This window comes from Myroides fluvii, assembly GCF_009792295.1.
GTDB lineage: Bacteria > Bacteroidota > Bacteroidia > Flavobacteriales > Flavobacteriaceae > Flavobacterium > Flavobacterium fluvii_A.
This window is the reverse complement of sequence record NZ_CP039934.1, coordinates 2,566,936-2,583,447: the sequence shown is the minus strand read 5'-3', so window position 1 is coordinate 2,583,447 and position 16,512 is coordinate 2,566,936. Positions and strand designations below refer to the sequence as shown.

Below are 16,512 nucleotides of genomic sequence, written 5' to 3'. Positions count from 1 at the left end.
CATGAGTAAACTAAACGATATATTTAAAAATAACGCAGTAAAATACGGAGCTATTTTATTGGTTGGACTTCTTTTGGGCTGGTTGATATTTGGAGGATCAGCTACCCATGAACACAATGGTGAAGAAGCCCCAACAGAAGAAGCGGCAGTAGTTTGGACTTGTTCCATGCACCCCCAAATTAAAATGGACAAACCCGGTAAATGTCCGTTGTGTGCCATGGATTTAATTCCCTTGAAATCAGCTGGAGGTGGCGATGACGCAATTGACGATGATGCGATTCAGATGTCCAAAGAAGCTGTGGCTTTAGCGAATATTCAAACGACTGTAGTTGGCCGTCGAGATGCCATCAAAGACCTCCAACTCTACGGAACCATCCAAGTGGATGAGCGTTTACAGCAATCGCAAACCTCACACGTCAATGGTCGTATTGAAAAATTATTCATCAATTTCACTGGAGAATCTGTCAAACTGGGACAGTTAATTGCAACGATCTATTCACCGGACTTACTCAATGCGCAGCAAGAGCTTTTAGAAGCGCAAAAGTTGGCTAATTTCCAACCGGCGCTTCTTGAGGCGGCCAAGGAAAAGTTGAGGTTGTGGAAGATGTCTGAGACGCAAATCAACAAAGTATTGTCCACAGGTAAAGCATCGCCTTATGTGAGTATTTTTGCCAACACTAGTGGTATTGTAACGGCTAAAAATGTCAATCAAGGCGATTATCTTACGCAAGGATCGGTTTTGTATACTATCGCTAATATGAGTAAGCTTTGGGCTGTTTTTGAGGCTTATGAAGCTGATTTGCCTTTTATTAAAGAAGGAGATATCGCAGCATACACCCTTCAAAGTGTTCCTGGAAAAGTGTACAAAGGAAAAATCTCATTCATTAATCCAATTCTAGACGCCACTTCTCGGACAGCAAAAATTCGCGTGGAGGTCGACAATAAAGACCAGGTATTAAAACCAGAGATGTATGCCACTGCAACGATTCAGGCACCTATAAAAGGAGGCAATGGTCAACAAATAACCATTCCAAAGTCAGCGGTTTTATGGACGGGAAAACGCTCGGTGATTTACGTCAAACAACCCAATACAGATACGCCTGCCTTTAAAATGAGAGAGATTGTACTAGGGCCATCCTTAGGAGATCATTACGTGGTAAGTACAGGCTTACAAGAAGGAGAAGAGATTGTAACACATGGGGTATTTACCGTGGACTCTAGTGCGCAATTGGAAGGAAAACCAAGCATGATGAATAACAATACTCCGACTGTTGCAAAAGCAGAAGACGAAAAACATGTGATGTTTACTGTTTCGGGTAACTGCGATATGTGCAAGGCGCGTATTGAAAAGGCGGCAAAAAGCGTAGCAGGGGTAATCCGTGCGACATGGAGTCCGAAGGACAAGATGTTACATCTTAATTTTGACAAAACGAAAACCGATCAACAGAACGTGAGCAAAGCCATTGCTGCGGCTGGTCATGATACGGAGCTACACAAAGCTACAGATAAAGCCTACGATGCGCTACCTTCTTGTTGTCTATATAGTCGAGAGCAAGCCAAGTCAACGCAACCCGTGAATCACGGTGATCACGCTACACACAATCAGCAACAAACAACTTCAGCACACCCGGTGACCAAAGAAGGTCATCAAGGGCATGCCATGCTCAAAGTAAAAGGCAATTGTGTGATGTGTAAAGAGCGCATCGAGACCGCTGCCAAAAGTGTAGCGGGCGTTTCTACGGCTACTTGGGATGTCAATGCAAAGGTATTGCACCTCAACTTTGACCAGACTAAAACAGATGAAAAAAAGATTAGCAAAGTCATTGCCGCAGCTGGACATGACACCGCTTTGGACAAAGCGCAGGACAAAACCTACAACAGTTTACACGGGTGTTGTCAGTATGAACGCTAATTTGACATAGAAACCGGAGATAATCGCCTAAAAAGAAAAGATACAATTTTCTAATTGTCAGTCAGTTATTTGATAATTTTCATTTTTATGCGATTATCCTTGGTGTTTCTGTAAAAAATAGAATATATTTGCACCATCAAAAGGAGAAAGTACAATGCTTTTTCATTTTGATGGTTTAAATCACTGGATGATTTAATGGTCCAATAGCTCAGCTGGATAGAGCAACTGCCTTCTAAGCAGTAGGTCTCAGGTTCGAATCCTGATTGGATCACAAAAGAAAAGCCTCAGCACATGCTGAGGCTTTTTTGTTTTTTTGTCGCTTTGCTATTTTGTTTTATTCTATCGATTAAAAATATAGCCTTCAAACAGAAAACTCTTTCTCAATTAATAGACTGAAGTGACTATACCTTCTTCGGAGGAAGATTAAATGCAACTGCTTCATGTTCAAAATGCCCTTTGTGTGCTCCGTCGCAAAACGGTTTATTTTGTGAAAGTCCACAACGACAGATTGAAAGTACGGTTCTACCTTCTAATCCATATACATTTCCATCTTTATCTACAATTTCAAAATCACCTTCTACTTTGACTGATCCGTTATTGTTAATTGTTAGTTTTGTTTTTGACATCTTTATTGTTGTTATTTAGTTTCTAACAAAACTAGACTATTAAATCAAATCCTATACGACTGCATTTCTATTTAGAAACATTCCTTTTAGCATTAGCTCTCTACGATAATTCACTGCTTAACTAAGTGCGCTCCCTCCATAGCCTACACCTCTCTTTTGATTTGATCACCTTTACACCCCTCCTACACCAACAATACACAGATAACCAATAACTTATGCTAATAAAAACATTTCACCTTAAGACTTCTAACTTCGTTTACTTCTTTACGTTTGAATCCGGATAGAACCACGAGAAAACCATTCTAGTCCTAAGAAAAGGCTTTTATTCTTTTTAACTCATTTCATTGCACACATAGCGCAATATATTTATATTTGCACTATGCATGCAATAATTGATTTTTTGCATGTATAGCGCAATAAAAACACTTCATCGAATAGAATTATGAAATATCCTATACTAATGGCTGATATCATTGACAGCAGAAAGGCAGATCAGACTTTACTCCTCAAAGAGTTTATACTCGCAGTAAACTATATCAATACTAAATGGAAAAAGGAAATCCTATCTCCATTAACCATAACTTTAGGAGACGAATTTCAAGGCATTCTAAAGAATATGGAATCTTGCTACAAATTGGTATTCGATCTAGAAGAATTTATCATAGTAAATTCCTTAAGTATAAAACTAAGATACGTTATGAATTACGGTCATATCGAAACTCCAATCAATAAAAAGATCGCTTATGCCATGTTAGGTAATGGATTAACTCAAACAAGAGAAGCCCTAAATATCTTAAAATCAAGCTCTAATAGATTTATGGTTCTAACAGAAAAGACGGAAAATGCAACCAAAATAATAAATGATTTATTTTTTCTGTATGGAAGCTACCTCGATTCTTGGAAACTAAATGAATATCAAATTATATCTGAATTCTTAAATGATAAAGACTATAAGGTAGTTGCTGATAAATTAGATATGAATAGATCGAGCACTTGGAGACGATATAAAAGTTTAAACATAGAGCAATACAACACAACAAAGAATCTTATTTTAACCCTAAGCAAAATCTTATGATCGCTAAATATATCCTATTTATATTAATCTTTACATTTGGTGAAATACTAATTAACAAAACCTGGTTCAAGTATCTGAAAAAAGTGTTTAACGAAAAGGATTCTAATAATGAACAAAATACTGCGACTACTATAGGGGGACTAAATATTTCTACATTCAAGGGTAGTATGGAACGATGTATTATAGCAATATGCTTAGCCATTGGCATCACTCCAATTCTCATCGTATTTGGAGCGCTAAAAATCGGGACAAGATTAAAATCTCCTGACGATAAAATCCAAAACGACTACTTTTTGATTGGAAATCTAAGCTCTATATTTATATCCGTAATCTACGTGTATATTTTTGAAAAAATAATACTTCTACAAAATATAAGTGATTAAAATTTAATGTCAGACCTCCTTTATCCATAGCCTATCAACTCATTCAATCGAAAATTGAGGACTACAAAAAAATGTCGGGGGTTGAGGTTGACAGTCGGGGTTGTTTCGGCATTGAATATCGAATAAAAAACAAACTTCCGATTCTTCTTCCAATCCCTCAATATCCAAATAAAATCCAATAAACTTATTTTTATTCAAAAATAACTTCTGTTTTGGAAAGTGTGTCTTTACTTTTAAAAAGAAATAAGATTTGCTTTGCTATAAAACTGTTTCAAAAACTTGATTATGCCAAAAACAAATTCGAACTTGCTCTTTCAATAGTAAAAACCAGCTGCGAACTTTATGCAACACCTTGACTCTATACTCCAGACCTACGAAGATACAGCACTGGGTATTTCAGCAATAAGAAAACTTATATCGCTTGATATCAATGCTACATTGTCGGAAGAAGAAGCCAAAACATATGAACCTTTTTATACAGGAACGACAGCCTTAATGTTGGCTAGCAATTTTGGTTATGAAGCACTTTCAACTGCGCTTATCAAAGCAGGTGCTGATGTGAATCAGGTGAATAGTCGAGGTTTTACGGCGTTGAGAGGAGCGTTACGCAGTGGTTCCCTTGATCTAATTAAGACGTTACTCCAAGCAAAAGCAGACCCTAATTATGTTGATTTTCTTGGAGAGACTCCCTTACATTATGCCTGTGCACAGCCTGACCCTGCTATTTTGAGTGTAATTATTCAAGCAGGAGCTCATCTCAATGCACAAGCAAAAGACAAACAAACCGCTTTGTTCTTACCTGCCTATACTGGTCGAATCGAACTCATTCAGCTGTTACTTGAGGCGGGAATTAATCCCAACATCAAAGATAAAAACGGATTTACAGCTTTAGCATGGGCGGCACAACAAGGACAAGCAGCAAGTATACAAGTTTTACTTGAGGGACAAGCAGCGGTTAATGTAAAAAGCAAGAAGGGTATAACCCCATTAATGTCCGCCTCCATCAAAGGAGATATCGAAAGCGTTAAAATCCTCCTTGCTGCTGGAGCTGATGTAACAGCGGAAGAAAAAGGGGGCTATACTGCTTTAACCTTTGCGATAAAAAACAAATGGGACGCCATTATTCAATTATTGACAGAAGAAGGGAAATAAAATCATTTTCTCCCCCTTCTTAATCGATACATATCATAAAAACAGCAATAAACAAGAATTAGAAACCCTATTCCAATAGCGTATTTATAATGGCCCATGCGATACCATAACAAGCCAACTTTATCTTCTACTACTTCTGTTTCTATCGTACCATCTTCTAACTCAAAAGGTGGATACATTTCTTTTAGTTCCTCTCTACTAAAATTGAGATTCATAGATTTTTCATCATTAGAGAACTTTATACTATCTGCATACATAATGACCTGTTTTCTGTGTTTCGATAAGAGCGTTAATACCTTAATATAGGTCGAATAGGGAACTGTTTCGAAAGTAAAAACTAAACCTTTTTTTTCTTTATCATATGAAAGAATCGTCTCTATTTTATCTTCTGCTAGTTGTAAAAGCTTTTCATCTTGTATCGACTCACCTGTAAATTCTAAGGTTTCAAACACTACACCTTCAAATAATCTACCTTCTATACAGGTAATATAACCTGTCTCTTCAAAATTCACTTCTATCATTCTATAATCTCGAGTAGGTATCGTTTTTTGGATATACCAATAACATAGTAGAGGCAATAACAATAGGGTAATCATTCCGGGAACGTAGTATTTTCTCATTTGTTAATGGGTTAGTGAGGTCTTGATCTAAATGAAATTTTATTCTTCTTTCTAAAGATAAGAATTTCAAGATGATCTATGGAGTAAGGCAAACAAGTTTTGAGTAAGTTACTAGGTTTCCTCATACTCGTTTTTTGCACCATGAATTAAAAATTTGAACCGCTTTCCCTACTAAATCTTCCGTGAGCTGTAAACTGTCAACTGTAAACCATCCCCCCTATTCTTCTTTAATCCAATAGCAAACCAAATACAAGATGTGACACACAAACAAAGCAATTCCCGTTAAGATCAGCAAATCTAATGGAATGAGATTGGTCATGGCTGAGATTATAAACGTCAACATCAACTGTAGGGAACCGAGTAAAGCAGAGGCCGATCCGCTATTTTCAATAAAAGGCTCTAAGGCTAATTTGGTTGTAGCGGGAAATAATACCCCTAAAGTAAAGATGATAAAGAACAAGGGCATCAACAGCCATTCGATGGGTTGTTGGGTAATACAGAATCCCAAGAATACCACACTACAAAGGAGTCCTAGGATTGTGGTGTAGAAGATAATCTGACGAATGGACCACCAACGGGTAAAGCTATTGGAAATCCACGCCCCAGCCATTAATCCCACGGCGTTAAACGCAAAGATATAGCTAAAGGTTGCAGAAGATAACTGACCATATTCCATGATTAAATAAGGTGCATTCGCCAAGTAAATCATCAAAATACTGTAAGTCACACTACCAATGAGGGTGTATTTCAAAAAGGTTTTCACCTGCAAAACGTCTTTAAAATCTTGGATGAGGTTGCGTTTTTGGGCGGTAATTGCTGTCTTTACTTTGGTTTCCGGCAAGAAGAAAATCACCAAAAGCAAGGAAATCACACCTAAAATAAATAGCGTTACAAAGGTCGATTGCCATTCAAAATGAGACACTAGGAAATTTCCAGCCACGGGCCCAATGATCGGTGCCACTCCAGCAATAATTGCCAAAAGTGAAAATACACGCATGGTATCGTCTTGTTCAAAATACTCATTGACAATCGCACGGGCGATCACCACACCTGCACAACCTGCAAAGGCTTGAAAGAAACGAGCCACCCAAAATTGTTCGATACTAGTCGCGTAAATACACGCCATTGTTGCTGCGATAAAAAGCAACAACGAGGCGATTGTGGGCCATTTACGACCATACTTATCCGATATGATTCCCCAGAACAACTGTCCTACAGCAAATCCCGCTAAAAAGGTGGAAATGGAAAACTGAACAGCCTTTAAATCCGTTTGATAGTATTGAGATATTTTTAAAAATCCCGGTAAATACAAATCAATGCTAAAAGGTTCTAAAGCGGATAAAAGCGCTAATATAAATACAACGACAAACTGTTTTTTCTTTAATTTACTCATCTTATTTTTCTAAAAGTGCAAAAATACTTCGAGAGAAAAGATACCTCCTTATCTAAATGAGACTTATTCTTGGACTTTTTTCACCTGTTCGCGAAACGCTTTGGGTGTTTGATGCGTTAATTTTTTAAAGAAACGATTGAAATACGATACTTCTGAAAAATTCAATTGATTGGAAATCGTCTGAATATTGTCTTCACTATAGCCTACTAAGCGCTTCGCCTCTAACAACAATCGCTCTTGAATCTGTTGCTTTAGGGTCTTGCCGATAGCGCGTAACAAAATTTCGTTCATTCGCTTAACGGAAAGCGACACCTGATCGGCATAAAACTCATTTTTTCGCTGGGTGATATAATGCTCTTCAATAAGTTGCAATAGTTTGTGTAAGCGTTCATCTAAAGCTATATGTGGTTCTTCTGTTCGCGGTAAATCTTGTAAATGAACAATACACAACTGTAAATATTGTTCTAAGACGGCAGGTCTTTTAAACGTATTAAATTCAATCTCGATGAGCAAATGTAAATATTCTAAGCGTTGGATTTCTGCTGTTGTAACTTCAAATTTCAACTGATTGTGCCCCGTAAAGAACTTTTGTTTTGCTTCTTTAAAAAGCACACTATTAAAATAATGCTTATCAATGACCAAGCAATAGCCCTTGCTATATCGTGGATCAAAATGGTGGACTTGGCCGGGATATACAATCCAAATTTCATTGGGGTGAACAGGATAAGAAATGAAATCAATTTCATGCGTATGCGGCACTAAAACGTCAGTGAACCAATAGATTTGATAAAAGTCGTACTGGTAATGCCCCTCAAATTCAAACAGGTCAATCGTATCTTCAATGCGGTAGAATTCAATAGGAATATTCTTATCCACTTGATGGACTTGAACGACTTTCATTTTTGCTTTCATACGTTATAGTAAATGGACTAACAACCGAAAAGAAACTTTGCTTCTCATTTGTACCACTAAATCGAAACAAAGATAGTTCTTTTAAAAAACAAAAAGACCCGAATAAACGAGTCTTCTGTTACCTTATAATTGCGTCATGCTAACGATATTGCTTGATGGGACTTTTATGTGTTGTCTGCCATCGCTAAAAATATAGTGTTTGACTTGCTGTTGATCCGAATAATCTAAAGCAATAAGTTTTTTATCACTTTGTACTGCTTCTTTCTTTTCCTTATTATTTTCTTTGTATGCAATTCTAAACCTTTTTCCTACTAATGCGCAAATGCTAGTGGTATCTAGCTCCAAAATCTCACTTGAGGTCATATTTGTAAATTTTAAATGATATAACTTGTAAGATACTAAAAATTAACTAGATAAAAAAATCACACTATGGTAAGTCCTAATAAAACAGGTAATTTGATTCAAAAAATACCCCCTATTATCGAACGACATATCGCTTATTCTTGTCCTTTTATCCACCAATTATCCTTGATCATTATATCTAATAAATAAACTATCTTTATTTTCTAATTCTAAATATCGATGGATAAGTCTCCTTCTCTTCAAATTGAATTCCAACACACAATAAGTCGATATTCAACAGATGAAACTCTCATACAATCTTATTGGCTTGAAATAAAAAGACAATACGAAACAGCTGGACGTTATTATCACAATTTAACCCATCTCAAGAATATACTCATGGAGCTAAATGAGATAAGCGCCGAAATAAACGATTGGGAAGTAATTCTATGCTCTGTTTTTTATCATGATATCATCTATGACGCCCGTGCTCAAGATAATGAAGAACAAAGCGCCCAACTTGCCAAAGCGCGATTGTCCAAGTTACAACTACCAGAATCAAAAATAGACTTGGTTTTCAATCAAATAATAGCAACCAAAAAACATCAGAAATCTACAGATTCCGACACCAATTACTTTTTGGACGCTGATCTTAGTATTTTGGGGAAAGACTGGGAGCAGTACAATAGTTATGGTCAAAATATCAGAAAAGAATATGCTATTTACCCTGATGATCTATATAACCAAGGTAGAAAAAAAGCACTTACTCATTTTTTAACCTTAGAAACTATATTTAGTACCCCTCATTTCCAATCAAAGTACGAACGTCAAGCGCGACTGAATCTGACAAGAGAGATTAATCTTTTATAAACTCCTTTTTACTTAAACTAGAAAGATGCTATTCCTTCTAGTTTAAATAAAAAAGTCTCTGGGAAACCAGAGACTTTTTTATTTATTTTGCTTGAATCAATTCATCTAAAGTCACTCTAAACTTGGAGCTATTCCAATCTGCGGCTCTAAATTTCTTCACTACAATATTACCTTTCTTGTCAATGACGTAAGAAGCGGGTAAGGAAGTCGAATACAACGCTGCAGGTGGAGCATCTTGTTGAAAATAGGTTGGTAACGTATACCCGTGTTTTTCTTTAAATGCTTTTACTTTATCTGCATCATCTGTTGTTACAAATAGAAAAACTACGTTGTTTTTATAATCGTCATATAAGGCTTGAAAGCTAGGTTTCTCTGCAATACAAGGAGGACACCAAGTGGCCCAAAAATTGAGAATTACCACTTTTCCTTTCGTTTGTGCTATATCAAACACACGTCCCTCTTCATCTAATAAAGTCCATCCATCCAAGCTTACTTGCTCGATATCTTCTTGCTTCTCTAAACTGGGACTCATGGCTACCAATTGATTCACCCATACTTTTAACGTTGTTCCTAGGGGGGTGAATAACAACACGAAAAGAATGACGATAAAAATCAGATTGCCTATCCATCCTTTTCTCTTTCTTTCTCCTTTATTAAACATACCTAAATTTATTTAGCATAAATATATAAAATTTACACTCTCAATGCCAAATAAAAATTATTAATTTTATTTTTAATATATTTTAACCTTTTTTATCCAATATATTCACAATATTATTCTTTAAACATATCATCAAAGGTAATTTCTTTCCTTCCTGGCAATACAATATTTAAAATTATACCGATAATGGAAGCCAATGCCATGCCTTCAATAGACATTAAATCACCAATATGAACCGCAGCACCGCCTATTCCTATAATTAAAATTACAGAAGAGATAATTAAATTGCGTTTTATTTTAAAATCGACTTTGTTTTCTACTAACATACGCAGCCCACTGGAGGCAATAATTCCGAACAACAAAATCGAAACTCCTCCCATAACGGGTGAAGGAATGGTTCCTAAAAGCGCGGTTATTTTGCCACAAAACCCAAATAAGATGGCAAAACAGGCTGCTCCAATAAATACGTAGATACTAAAGGCGCGTGTAATGGCTAACACGCCAATATTTTCTCCATAGGTTGTGTTAGGTGGACCTCCAATCAAAGAGGCAAGCATCGTAGCTACTCCATCGCCTAGCATAGAACGATCTAATCCTGGATCGTTAATTAAATCTTTATTCACTACCTTACTCAGCACCAATTGATGTCCGATATGTTCAGCAATAGGTACAATCGCTACGGGTAGCATAACAAAAACAACATATAAGGTTACTGTTGGAGTATAATCTACAAAGGGAATCGTAAAGTTGGGTACTTGAAACCAAGAAGCTTCCATCACAGGGGTGAAATTCACCACTCCCATAGAAGCAGAAAACAAATAACCACCTATAATTCCGACCAAAATGGGGATCACACTCAAAAAGCCTTTGGTAAAAATGGCGGCAATAATTGTAACAGCCAAGGTCACTAACCCAATGGTCACATACGTAATATCGTATGCTCCTGTGGGATTATTCGTCACCATTCCCACAGCCGTACTTGCCAAGCCCAATCCGATTACCATAATTACAGGGCCTACTACAATAGGAGGCAATAATTTCATCAACCAATTGGTTCCCGCTTTAGCAATTAAAAGGGCAACTAAAGCATAAACCACCCCCACTAAAAAGCTTCCTACTAAGAAACTGCCAACAGGTACTTCATTGGTTGTGACTTGCTCCATCGCTTTAATTGCAATAATGGGATTGATAAAAGCGAAAGAAGATCCTAAATACGAAGGGACTTTACCTCTCGTAATAGCAATAAAAACGAGTGTACCTATACCACTTGATATCAACGCTATGGCCGGATCCATTCCCGTAAGTGTAGGAACCAGTACTGTTGCTCCAAACATGGCAAATAGATGTTGAATACTCAACAACAACCACTGTCCTACTTTGGGTTTTTCATCAATGGCCAATACAATTTTTTGATCTATACTTTCGTTCATGTTGTCATTTATTTAAAAACAGGTACGAAAATAGAGCATTTTCACACAAAACGAAAACAATAAAGGTGTATACTTCTTATTTAGCGGTTCTACTTCTCGTTGTAGCATAAGTAGATAGCAAGGCAATAGAAGCTAAGGCGATAAGGGCAAGAAAAAATCCTCCCCAATTGTCGTTGTTAATAAAAAATCCCGTTGAACTTCCGATTAACGTAGACCCCATATAGTAGAAAAACCAATACAAAGCAGTAGCTGAACTCTTGGCTTTTCCCCCTAATTGGGTTACCACTCTACTCGCAATGGTATGTCCGCTGAAGAAAGCCACCGTAAAAAGGGTCAATCCCAATAGGATGACTAGCAAATTCGATATATACATCAAGCCCAGTCCCAAGAGCAATAAACTCAACGCCAATAAGAGGATGTTTTTTGCGGCATAGCGATCCGATAGTCGACCCGCTACTAAATTGCCGAAAATTCCAAAGGCATACATCAGGAAAATCAAGGCGATAATATAATGCGGTAAATTATAGGGTGGCGCTTCTAATTTGAATCCTAAATAGTTGTAAATACTGACAAAAGCTCCCATCAAACAAATAGCCACCACATACATCGCTAAGATTTTTTTATTTCGAAAAATACGCTGCATTTGACGCATTTTCTTGTTGAATTTTACTTTTTGTGGATGGAAGAATTGAGATTCAGGAAAGAGAAAATAAAACACAATTGCGATACCCAAAGCCAATATTCCAATGGTTAAAACCGCTACTTGCCAATTGAACCATCCGCTGACTAAGGCGGCAATAATACGGCCAAACATACCTCCAAAAGTATTTCCTGCGAGATAAAAACTAATCGCTGTCCCGATGGATTTAGCATCAATTTCTTCCGCCAAATACGCTAGCGTAACAGCAGAAACTCCTGATATACAAATCCCCTTGATAAAATTGATGTTAATCAACAAGGAGAATTCATGAACAAAAACAGAGGACAACGTCAATAAAGTTGAAGTAACCAACGAAAATAACATAATATCCTTACGGGGGTAACGATCGGCAATAAAAGCGAATAAAAGCAACCCTATTGCCATTCCAAAGGTAGAGGCTGAAACCAAATAGCTACTTTCAGCTGGGGTAACAGCAAAAAAATGCGTAATTTCTGACAAGAGTGGTTGGTAGTTATACAACTGTGCGAACACCGAAACTCCGATTAAAAAGATTCCCCATTTGATTCGCTTGTAGCGCACACTGCCTTTGACTGCTTTTTCCGTTTCCCTAAAGTCAATATAGGTGGTTGTTGCCATTTTTATGTTGAAATTTGAAGTAAAGTTAAGCTTAAGTTCTAAATTTGTAAAATGGTATTTTTCTATAACATCAATCGATAAAACCGATTAACTATGGAACTAAGGCAACTCAAATATTTTTTAAAAGCAAAAGAACTGCTCAATTTTACAGAAGCAGCAAGAGAATTATTCATCACACAAAGTACTTTATCACAGCAGATTAAACAATTAGAAGAAGAATTGGGTATTCCCTTATTTGATCGAATAGGCAAACGGGTGTCCATCACAGAAGCAGGTGAACTCTTTGCAACCTATGCAGAAAAAAGCATCCAAGCCTCAAATGATGGGAAATTGATTTTGGATGATTTAAAACAGGTCAACACGGGTACATTGAGTATTGGATTGACTTGGGGATTAAAATCCATTGTCATTAATTCGTTTAAAAATTTCATTGCGCAATTCCCTCACATAAAACTACAGGTCACTTTTGGTACAACTACTGAACTCATTGATGCTTTACTAAAGCAGGAGATTGATTTTGCTTTAACTTTTTATGAGGGGAAACACAGTGAGGAATTAATTCACGAGCCTATTATGTTTTCAGATATGGCGGTTATTGTAGCAGAGACGAGTGCTTTGGCGAAAAAGGAAAGTATCAACTTCAAAGAAGTAGAACAATTGACTTTAGCACTTCCTGTCAAAGGATTTAGTACCCGTGATTTCCTCGACAGGCAATTTGAAAAACACAAAATACGCCCCAATATTATTGTAGAGGTGAATTATACAGCAACCATTATCGACTTAGTGCGTACGGGTGCTTTTGAAACCATCTTAACCTTAGCCACGGTTCACGGAGAAAAAGACTTATGTGCCATTCCCATCCGAGGAACAAATATGAAACGAGAAGCGGTTACCTTGCGTTTAAAAGATAGTTATCAGAAAAAAGCAGCAATTTATTTTATTGATTTATTGAAAACGGAAAATAAGGAGGAGTATAATCAGTTGTGAATTGGAAAGAAGAGAGAAGAAAGGAGAAAGGAGTGAAATTCTGCTTTTCTGTGTTTGCGCTTTTTTGTGTTTTTGTAAACTTTCGTTTTTAAAAAAAGTCAATCTTATTTAGGGACGTTCACTCCCCTCTCTTCTAACAACAAACACCTAACAAAACAAAAAAAGGACGAGTGTAACTCGTCCCCTGTTTTTATACTAAGTAGAAACGGGTTTAAATTGAAAAATCACTCCTCTCTTCTCTCCCTTTTCCTCTCTCTTCTAACAACAAACACCTAACAAAACAAAAAAAGGACGAGCGTGACTCGTCCTTTTTTTATTAAGTAGAAATGGGTTTAAATCGAAAAATCACTCCTCTCTTCTCTCCCTTTTCCTCTCTCTTCTAACAACAAACACCTAACAAAACAAAAAAAGGACGAGCGTGACTCGTCCTTTTTTTTATTAAGTAGAAATGGGTTTAAATCGAAAAATCACTCCTCTCTTCTCTCCTCTTTCTTCTCTCCAATACGCTATTTACCAGCTGCAATTAGATTCAAGGCAGATCCTGCTTTAAACCATTTCACTTGGCTGGCATTGTAGGTATGATTAGCTGCAATCACATCTTTAGATCCATCTGCATGAACGAATTCAAGATGCAATTGTTTACCTGGTGCAAATTCAGTTAAGTCTAAGAAATTGATGGTATCGTCTTCTTGTACTTTATCGTAATCTGCTTCATTGGCAAACGTAAGGGCTAACATTCCTTGTTTTTTCAAGTTTGTTTCGTGAATACGCGCAAATGATTTCACCAATACGGCAGTAACTCCTAAATGACGTGGTTCCATTGCTGCATGTTCACGCGAAGATCCTTCTCCGTAGTTTTGGTCTCCCACTACAATAGAAGGGATTCCAGCTGCTTTATACGCACGTTGTACTGCTGGAACAGCATCGTAAGCGCCTGATAGTTGGTTTTTCACTTTATTGGTTAAGTGATTGAATGCATTTTCAGCTCCAATCAACATATTGTCTGATATATTGTCTAAGTGTCCACGGAAACGCAACCAAGGACCTGCCATAGAGATGTGATCGGTTGTACATTTTCCAAAGGCTTTAATCAATAGTTTTGCTCCTGTAATATTTTGTCCGTTCCATGGGGTAAAAGGCTCCAATAATTGAAGGCGACTTGAGGTTGGAGAAACGATTACTTCAACACTTGAACCATCTGCTGCTGGCGCTTGATAGCCTGGATCTTCCACATCAAATCCGCGTTTTGGCAATTCATCTCCCGTTGGAGGTAATAATTTTACTTCTTGTCCTTCGTCATTGATTAAGGTATCTGTAAGAGGATTAAATCCTAAATCACCTGCAATCGCTAAAGCCGCTACCATTTCTGGAGAGGTTACGAAGGCGTGTGTATTTGGATTTCCATCGGCACGTTTAGAGAAATTTCGGTTGAACGAGTGTACAATGGTGTTTTTCTCCTCTTTATCCGCTCCCGCACGATCCCATTGTCCAATACAAGGCCCACAAGCATTGGTAAATACTTTGGTTCCCATTTTCTCAAAGGTTTCAATAATACCATCTCGTTCGATGGTATAGCGAATTTGTTCTGACCCTGGATTAATTCCGAATTCTGCTTTTGGTGTAATTCCGTTCTTAACGGCTTGTTCTACGATTGAAGCGGCTCTTGACATATCTTCGTATGAAGAGTTGGTACATGATCCGATTAATCCCCACTCTACTTTTAAAGGCCAACCATTTTTCTCTGCATCTTCTCTCATTTTAGATACAGGTGTTCCTCTATCTGGTGTGAATGGACCGTTGATATGTGGTTCTAATTCCGATAAGTTGATTTCGATTACTTGATCAAAGTATTGCTCTGGATTTGCGTATACTTCCGCATCAGCTGTTAAATGTGCTGCTACTTTATCTGCAGCATCCACTACATCTTGACGTCCTGTGGCTGCTAAATAACGACGCATGGAATCGTCATATCCAAATGTAGATGTTGTTGCGCCAATCTCAGCTCCCATATTACAGATGGTTCCTTTTCCTGTACAAGACATGGATAAGGCACCTTCTCCAAAATATTCAACAATAGCGCCTGTTCCTCCTTTTACCGTAAGAATATCCGCTACTTTTAAGATAACATCTTTCGGTGCAGTCCACCCGTTTAATTTACCCGTTAACTTCACTCCGATTAGCTTTGGAAATTTCAACTCCCACGCCATACCTGACATCACATCCACGGCATCTGCTCCACCAACTCCGATGGCCAACATTCCCAATCCACCTGCATTTACAGTATGTGAATCTGTTCCAATCATCAAACCTCCTGGGAAAGCGTAATTCTCTAAAACAATTTGGTGAATAATACCCGCTCCTGGTTTCCAGAATCCGATGCCATATTTATTTGATACCGACGACAAGAAACTAAATACTTCTGACGATTGTGTTTCTGCTACTTTTAAATCGGTTGCTGCTCCTACTTTTGCCTGGATCAAGTGATCACAGTGCACCGTAGTAGGTACTGCTACTTTTTCTTTTCCGGCGTGCATGAACTGCAACAAAGCCATCTGTGCCGTTGCATCTTGACAAGCGACGCGGTCTGGTGCAAAATCTACATAGTCATTTCCTCTTGTAAATGTTTGCGAAGGCATTCCTTCCCACAAGTGCGTATATAAAATTTTCTCTGTAAGTGTCAAAGGACGCCCCACTAATTCACGTGCTTTCGCTACGCGATCAGGCATCTTTTCATACACTTTTTTAATCATTTCAATATCAAAAGCCATAATAACAATTCTTTTTAAATGTTTGATTTATAACACAATTTACCGATTTTCGTTCAGATAAAAATTATGAAAATGTTAAAAGCA

Annotated in this window: 14 protein-coding genes and 1 tRNA gene; 6 read left to right on the top strand and 9 right to left on the bottom strand. The window is 37.5% G+C overall.

Annotated features, from left to right (window positions below; genetic code table 11):
• The first annotated feature begins 1 nt into the window (after position 1).
• Both FBR08_RS11805 and FBR08_RS11800 read left to right on the top strand, forming a co-directional pair.
• Positions 2-1,912: an efflux RND transporter periplasmic adaptor subunit gene (locus FBR08_RS11805; protein ID WP_158962896.1), complete on the top strand. Its 1,911-nt coding sequence runs from the start codon at positions 2-4 to the stop codon at positions 1,910-1,912.
• A gap of 197 nt (positions 1,913-2,109) precedes the next feature.
• Positions 2,110-2,183, top strand: a tRNA-Arg gene (locus tag FBR08_RS11800).
• A gap of 130 nt (positions 2,184-2,313) precedes the next feature.
• Here FBR08_RS11800 and FBR08_RS11795 read toward each other — a convergent pair.
• Positions 2,314-2,538, bottom strand: coding sequence for a CDGSH iron-sulfur domain-containing protein (locus tag FBR08_RS11795; protein ID WP_158962895.1), 225 nt, complete (start codon positions 2,536-2,538; stop codon positions 2,314-2,316).
• Positions 2,539-2,998: 460 nt separating this feature from the next.
• On the opposite strand from FBR08_RS11795, the gene FBR08_RS11790 reads away from it, so the two are divergent.
• Both FBR08_RS11790 and FBR08_RS11785 read left to right on the top strand, forming a co-directional pair.
• A complete protein-coding gene (locus FBR08_RS11790; RefSeq protein ID WP_158962894.1) occupies positions 2,999-3,613 on the top strand; it encodes a SatD family protein in 615 nt (204 codons plus the stop codon).
• A 725-nt stretch (positions 3,614-4,338) separates the two neighbouring features.
• Complete coding sequence (locus tag FBR08_RS11785) at positions 4,339-5,148, top strand: ankyrin repeat domain-containing protein (protein WP_158962893.1); 810 nt, start codon at positions 4,339-4,341, stop codon at positions 5,146-5,148.
• Between the two features lie 2 nt (positions 5,149-5,150).
• On the opposite strand, the gene FBR08_RS11780 is transcribed toward FBR08_RS11785, so the two are convergent.
• The 4 genes from FBR08_RS11780 to FBR08_RS11765 form a co-directional block, all read right to left on the bottom strand.
• Positions 5,151-5,768, bottom strand: coding sequence for a hypothetical protein (locus FBR08_RS11780; RefSeq protein WP_158962892.1), 618 nt, complete (start codon positions 5,766-5,768; stop codon positions 5,151-5,153).
• 217 nt (positions 5,769-5,985) lie between these two features.
• On the bottom strand, positions 5,986-7,161 hold the full coding sequence (locus tag FBR08_RS11775; RefSeq protein ID WP_158962891.1) for a multidrug effflux MFS transporter: 1,176 nt from the start codon (positions 7,159-7,161) through the stop codon (positions 5,986-5,988).
• A 63-nt stretch (positions 7,162-7,224) separates the two neighbouring features.
• The gene (locus FBR08_RS11770; protein ID WP_158962890.1) at positions 7,225-8,073 is read right to left on the bottom strand and encodes a helix-turn-helix domain-containing protein; all 849 of its coding nucleotides are present in this window, start codon (positions 8,071-8,073) and stop codon (positions 7,225-7,227) included.
• A gap of 123 nt (positions 8,074-8,196) precedes the next feature.
• On the bottom strand, positions 8,197-8,436 hold the full coding sequence (locus tag FBR08_RS11765; RefSeq protein WP_158962889.1) for a hypothetical protein: 240 nt from the start codon (positions 8,434-8,436) through the stop codon (positions 8,197-8,199).
• Between the two features lie 219 nt (positions 8,437-8,655).
• On the opposite strand from FBR08_RS11765, the gene FBR08_RS11760 reads away from it, so the two are divergent.
• A complete protein-coding gene (locus FBR08_RS11760; protein WP_158962888.1) occupies positions 8,656-9,285 on the top strand; it encodes an HD domain-containing protein in 630 nt (209 codons plus the stop codon).
• Positions 9,286-9,367: 82 nt separating this feature from the next.
• Here the strand turns inward: FBR08_RS11760 and FBR08_RS11755 are convergent, their stop codons facing one another.
• The 3 genes from FBR08_RS11755 to FBR08_RS11745 form a co-directional block, all read right to left on the bottom strand.
• A complete protein-coding gene (locus FBR08_RS11755) occupies positions 9,368-9,946 on the bottom strand; it encodes a TlpA family protein disulfide reductase (RefSeq protein WP_158962887.1) in 579 nt (192 codons plus the stop codon).
• A gap of 113 nt (positions 9,947-10,059) precedes the next feature.
• Positions 10,060-11,376 carry a solute carrier family 23 protein gene (locus tag FBR08_RS11750; RefSeq protein ID WP_158962886.1) on the bottom strand — a complete coding sequence of 439 codons (1,317 nt, stop codon included), beginning with the start codon at positions 11,374-11,376 and terminating at the stop codon, positions 10,060-10,062.
• Between the two features lie 76 nt (positions 11,377-11,452).
• Positions 11,453-12,673, bottom strand: a complete 1,221-nt coding sequence (locus FBR08_RS11745; RefSeq protein WP_158962885.1) for an MFS transporter — start codon at positions 12,671-12,673, stop codon at positions 11,453-11,455.
• Between the two features lie 93 nt (positions 12,674-12,766).
• On the opposite strand from FBR08_RS11745, the gene FBR08_RS11740 reads away from it, so the two are divergent.
• Positions 12,767-13,660 carry a LysR substrate-binding domain-containing protein gene (locus FBR08_RS11740; RefSeq protein ID WP_158962884.1) on the top strand — a complete coding sequence of 298 codons (894 nt, stop codon included), beginning with the start codon at positions 12,767-12,769 and terminating at the stop codon, positions 13,658-13,660.
• A gap of 506 nt (positions 13,661-14,166) precedes the next feature.
• On the opposite strand, the gene FBR08_RS11735 is transcribed toward FBR08_RS11740, so the two are convergent.
• On the bottom strand, positions 14,167-16,428 hold the full coding sequence (locus FBR08_RS11735) for an aconitate hydratase (RefSeq protein WP_158962883.1): 2,262 nt from the start codon (positions 16,426-16,428) through the stop codon (positions 14,167-14,169).
• Between the last annotated feature and the right edge of the window lie 84 nt (positions 16,429-16,512).

What these genes read in the sequence shown, in the direction of transcription:
- FBR08_RS11805 (WP_158962896.1), top strand. Translation starts at nt 2, where the DNA reads ATGAGTAAACTAAACGATATATTTAAAAATAACGCAGTAAAATACGGA.
- FBR08_RS11795 (WP_158962895.1), bottom strand. Translation starts at nt 2,538, where the DNA reads ATGTCAAAAACAAAACTAACAATTAACAATAACGGATCAGTCAAAGTA.
- FBR08_RS11790 (WP_158962894.1), top strand. Translation starts at nt 2,999, where the DNA reads ATGGCTGATATCATTGACAGCAGAAAGGCAGATCAGACTTTACTCCTC.
- FBR08_RS11785 (WP_158962893.1), top strand. Translation starts at nt 4,339, where the DNA reads ATGCAACACCTTGACTCTATACTCCAGACCTACGAAGATACAGCACTG.
- FBR08_RS11780 (WP_158962892.1), bottom strand. Translation starts at nt 5,768, where the DNA reads ATGAGAAAATACTACGTTCCCGGAATGATTACCCTATTGTTATTGCCT.
- FBR08_RS11775 (WP_158962891.1), bottom strand. Translation starts at nt 7,161, where the DNA reads ATGAGTAAATTAAAGAAAAAACAGTTTGTCGTTGTATTTATATTAGCG.
- FBR08_RS11770 (WP_158962890.1), bottom strand. Translation starts at nt 8,073, where the DNA reads ATGAAAGCAAAAATGAAAGTCGTTCAAGTCCATCAAGTGGATAAGAAT.
- FBR08_RS11765 (WP_158962889.1), bottom strand. Translation starts at nt 8,436, where the DNA reads ATGACCTCAAGTGAGATTTTGGAGCTAGATACCACTAGCATTTGCGCA.
- FBR08_RS11760 (WP_158962888.1), top strand. Translation starts at nt 8,656, where the DNA reads ATGGATAAGTCTCCTTCTCTTCAAATTGAATTCCAACACACAATAAGT.
- FBR08_RS11755 (WP_158962887.1), bottom strand. Translation starts at nt 9,946, where the DNA reads ATGTTTAATAAAGGAGAAAGAAAGAGAAAAGGATGGATAGGCAATCTG.
- FBR08_RS11750 (WP_158962886.1), bottom strand. Translation starts at nt 11,376, where the DNA reads ATGAACGAAAGTATAGATCAAAAAATTGTATTGGCCATTGATGAAAAA.
- FBR08_RS11745 (WP_158962885.1), bottom strand. Translation starts at nt 12,673, where the DNA reads ATGGCAACAACCACCTATATTGACTTTAGGGAAACGGAAAAAGCAGTC.
- FBR08_RS11740 (WP_158962884.1), top strand. Translation starts at nt 12,767, where the DNA reads ATGGAACTAAGGCAACTCAAATATTTTTTAAAAGCAAAAGAACTGCTC.
- FBR08_RS11735 (WP_158962883.1), bottom strand. Translation starts at nt 16,428, where the DNA reads ATGGCTTTTGATATTGAAATGATTAAAAAAGTGTATGAAAAGATGCCT.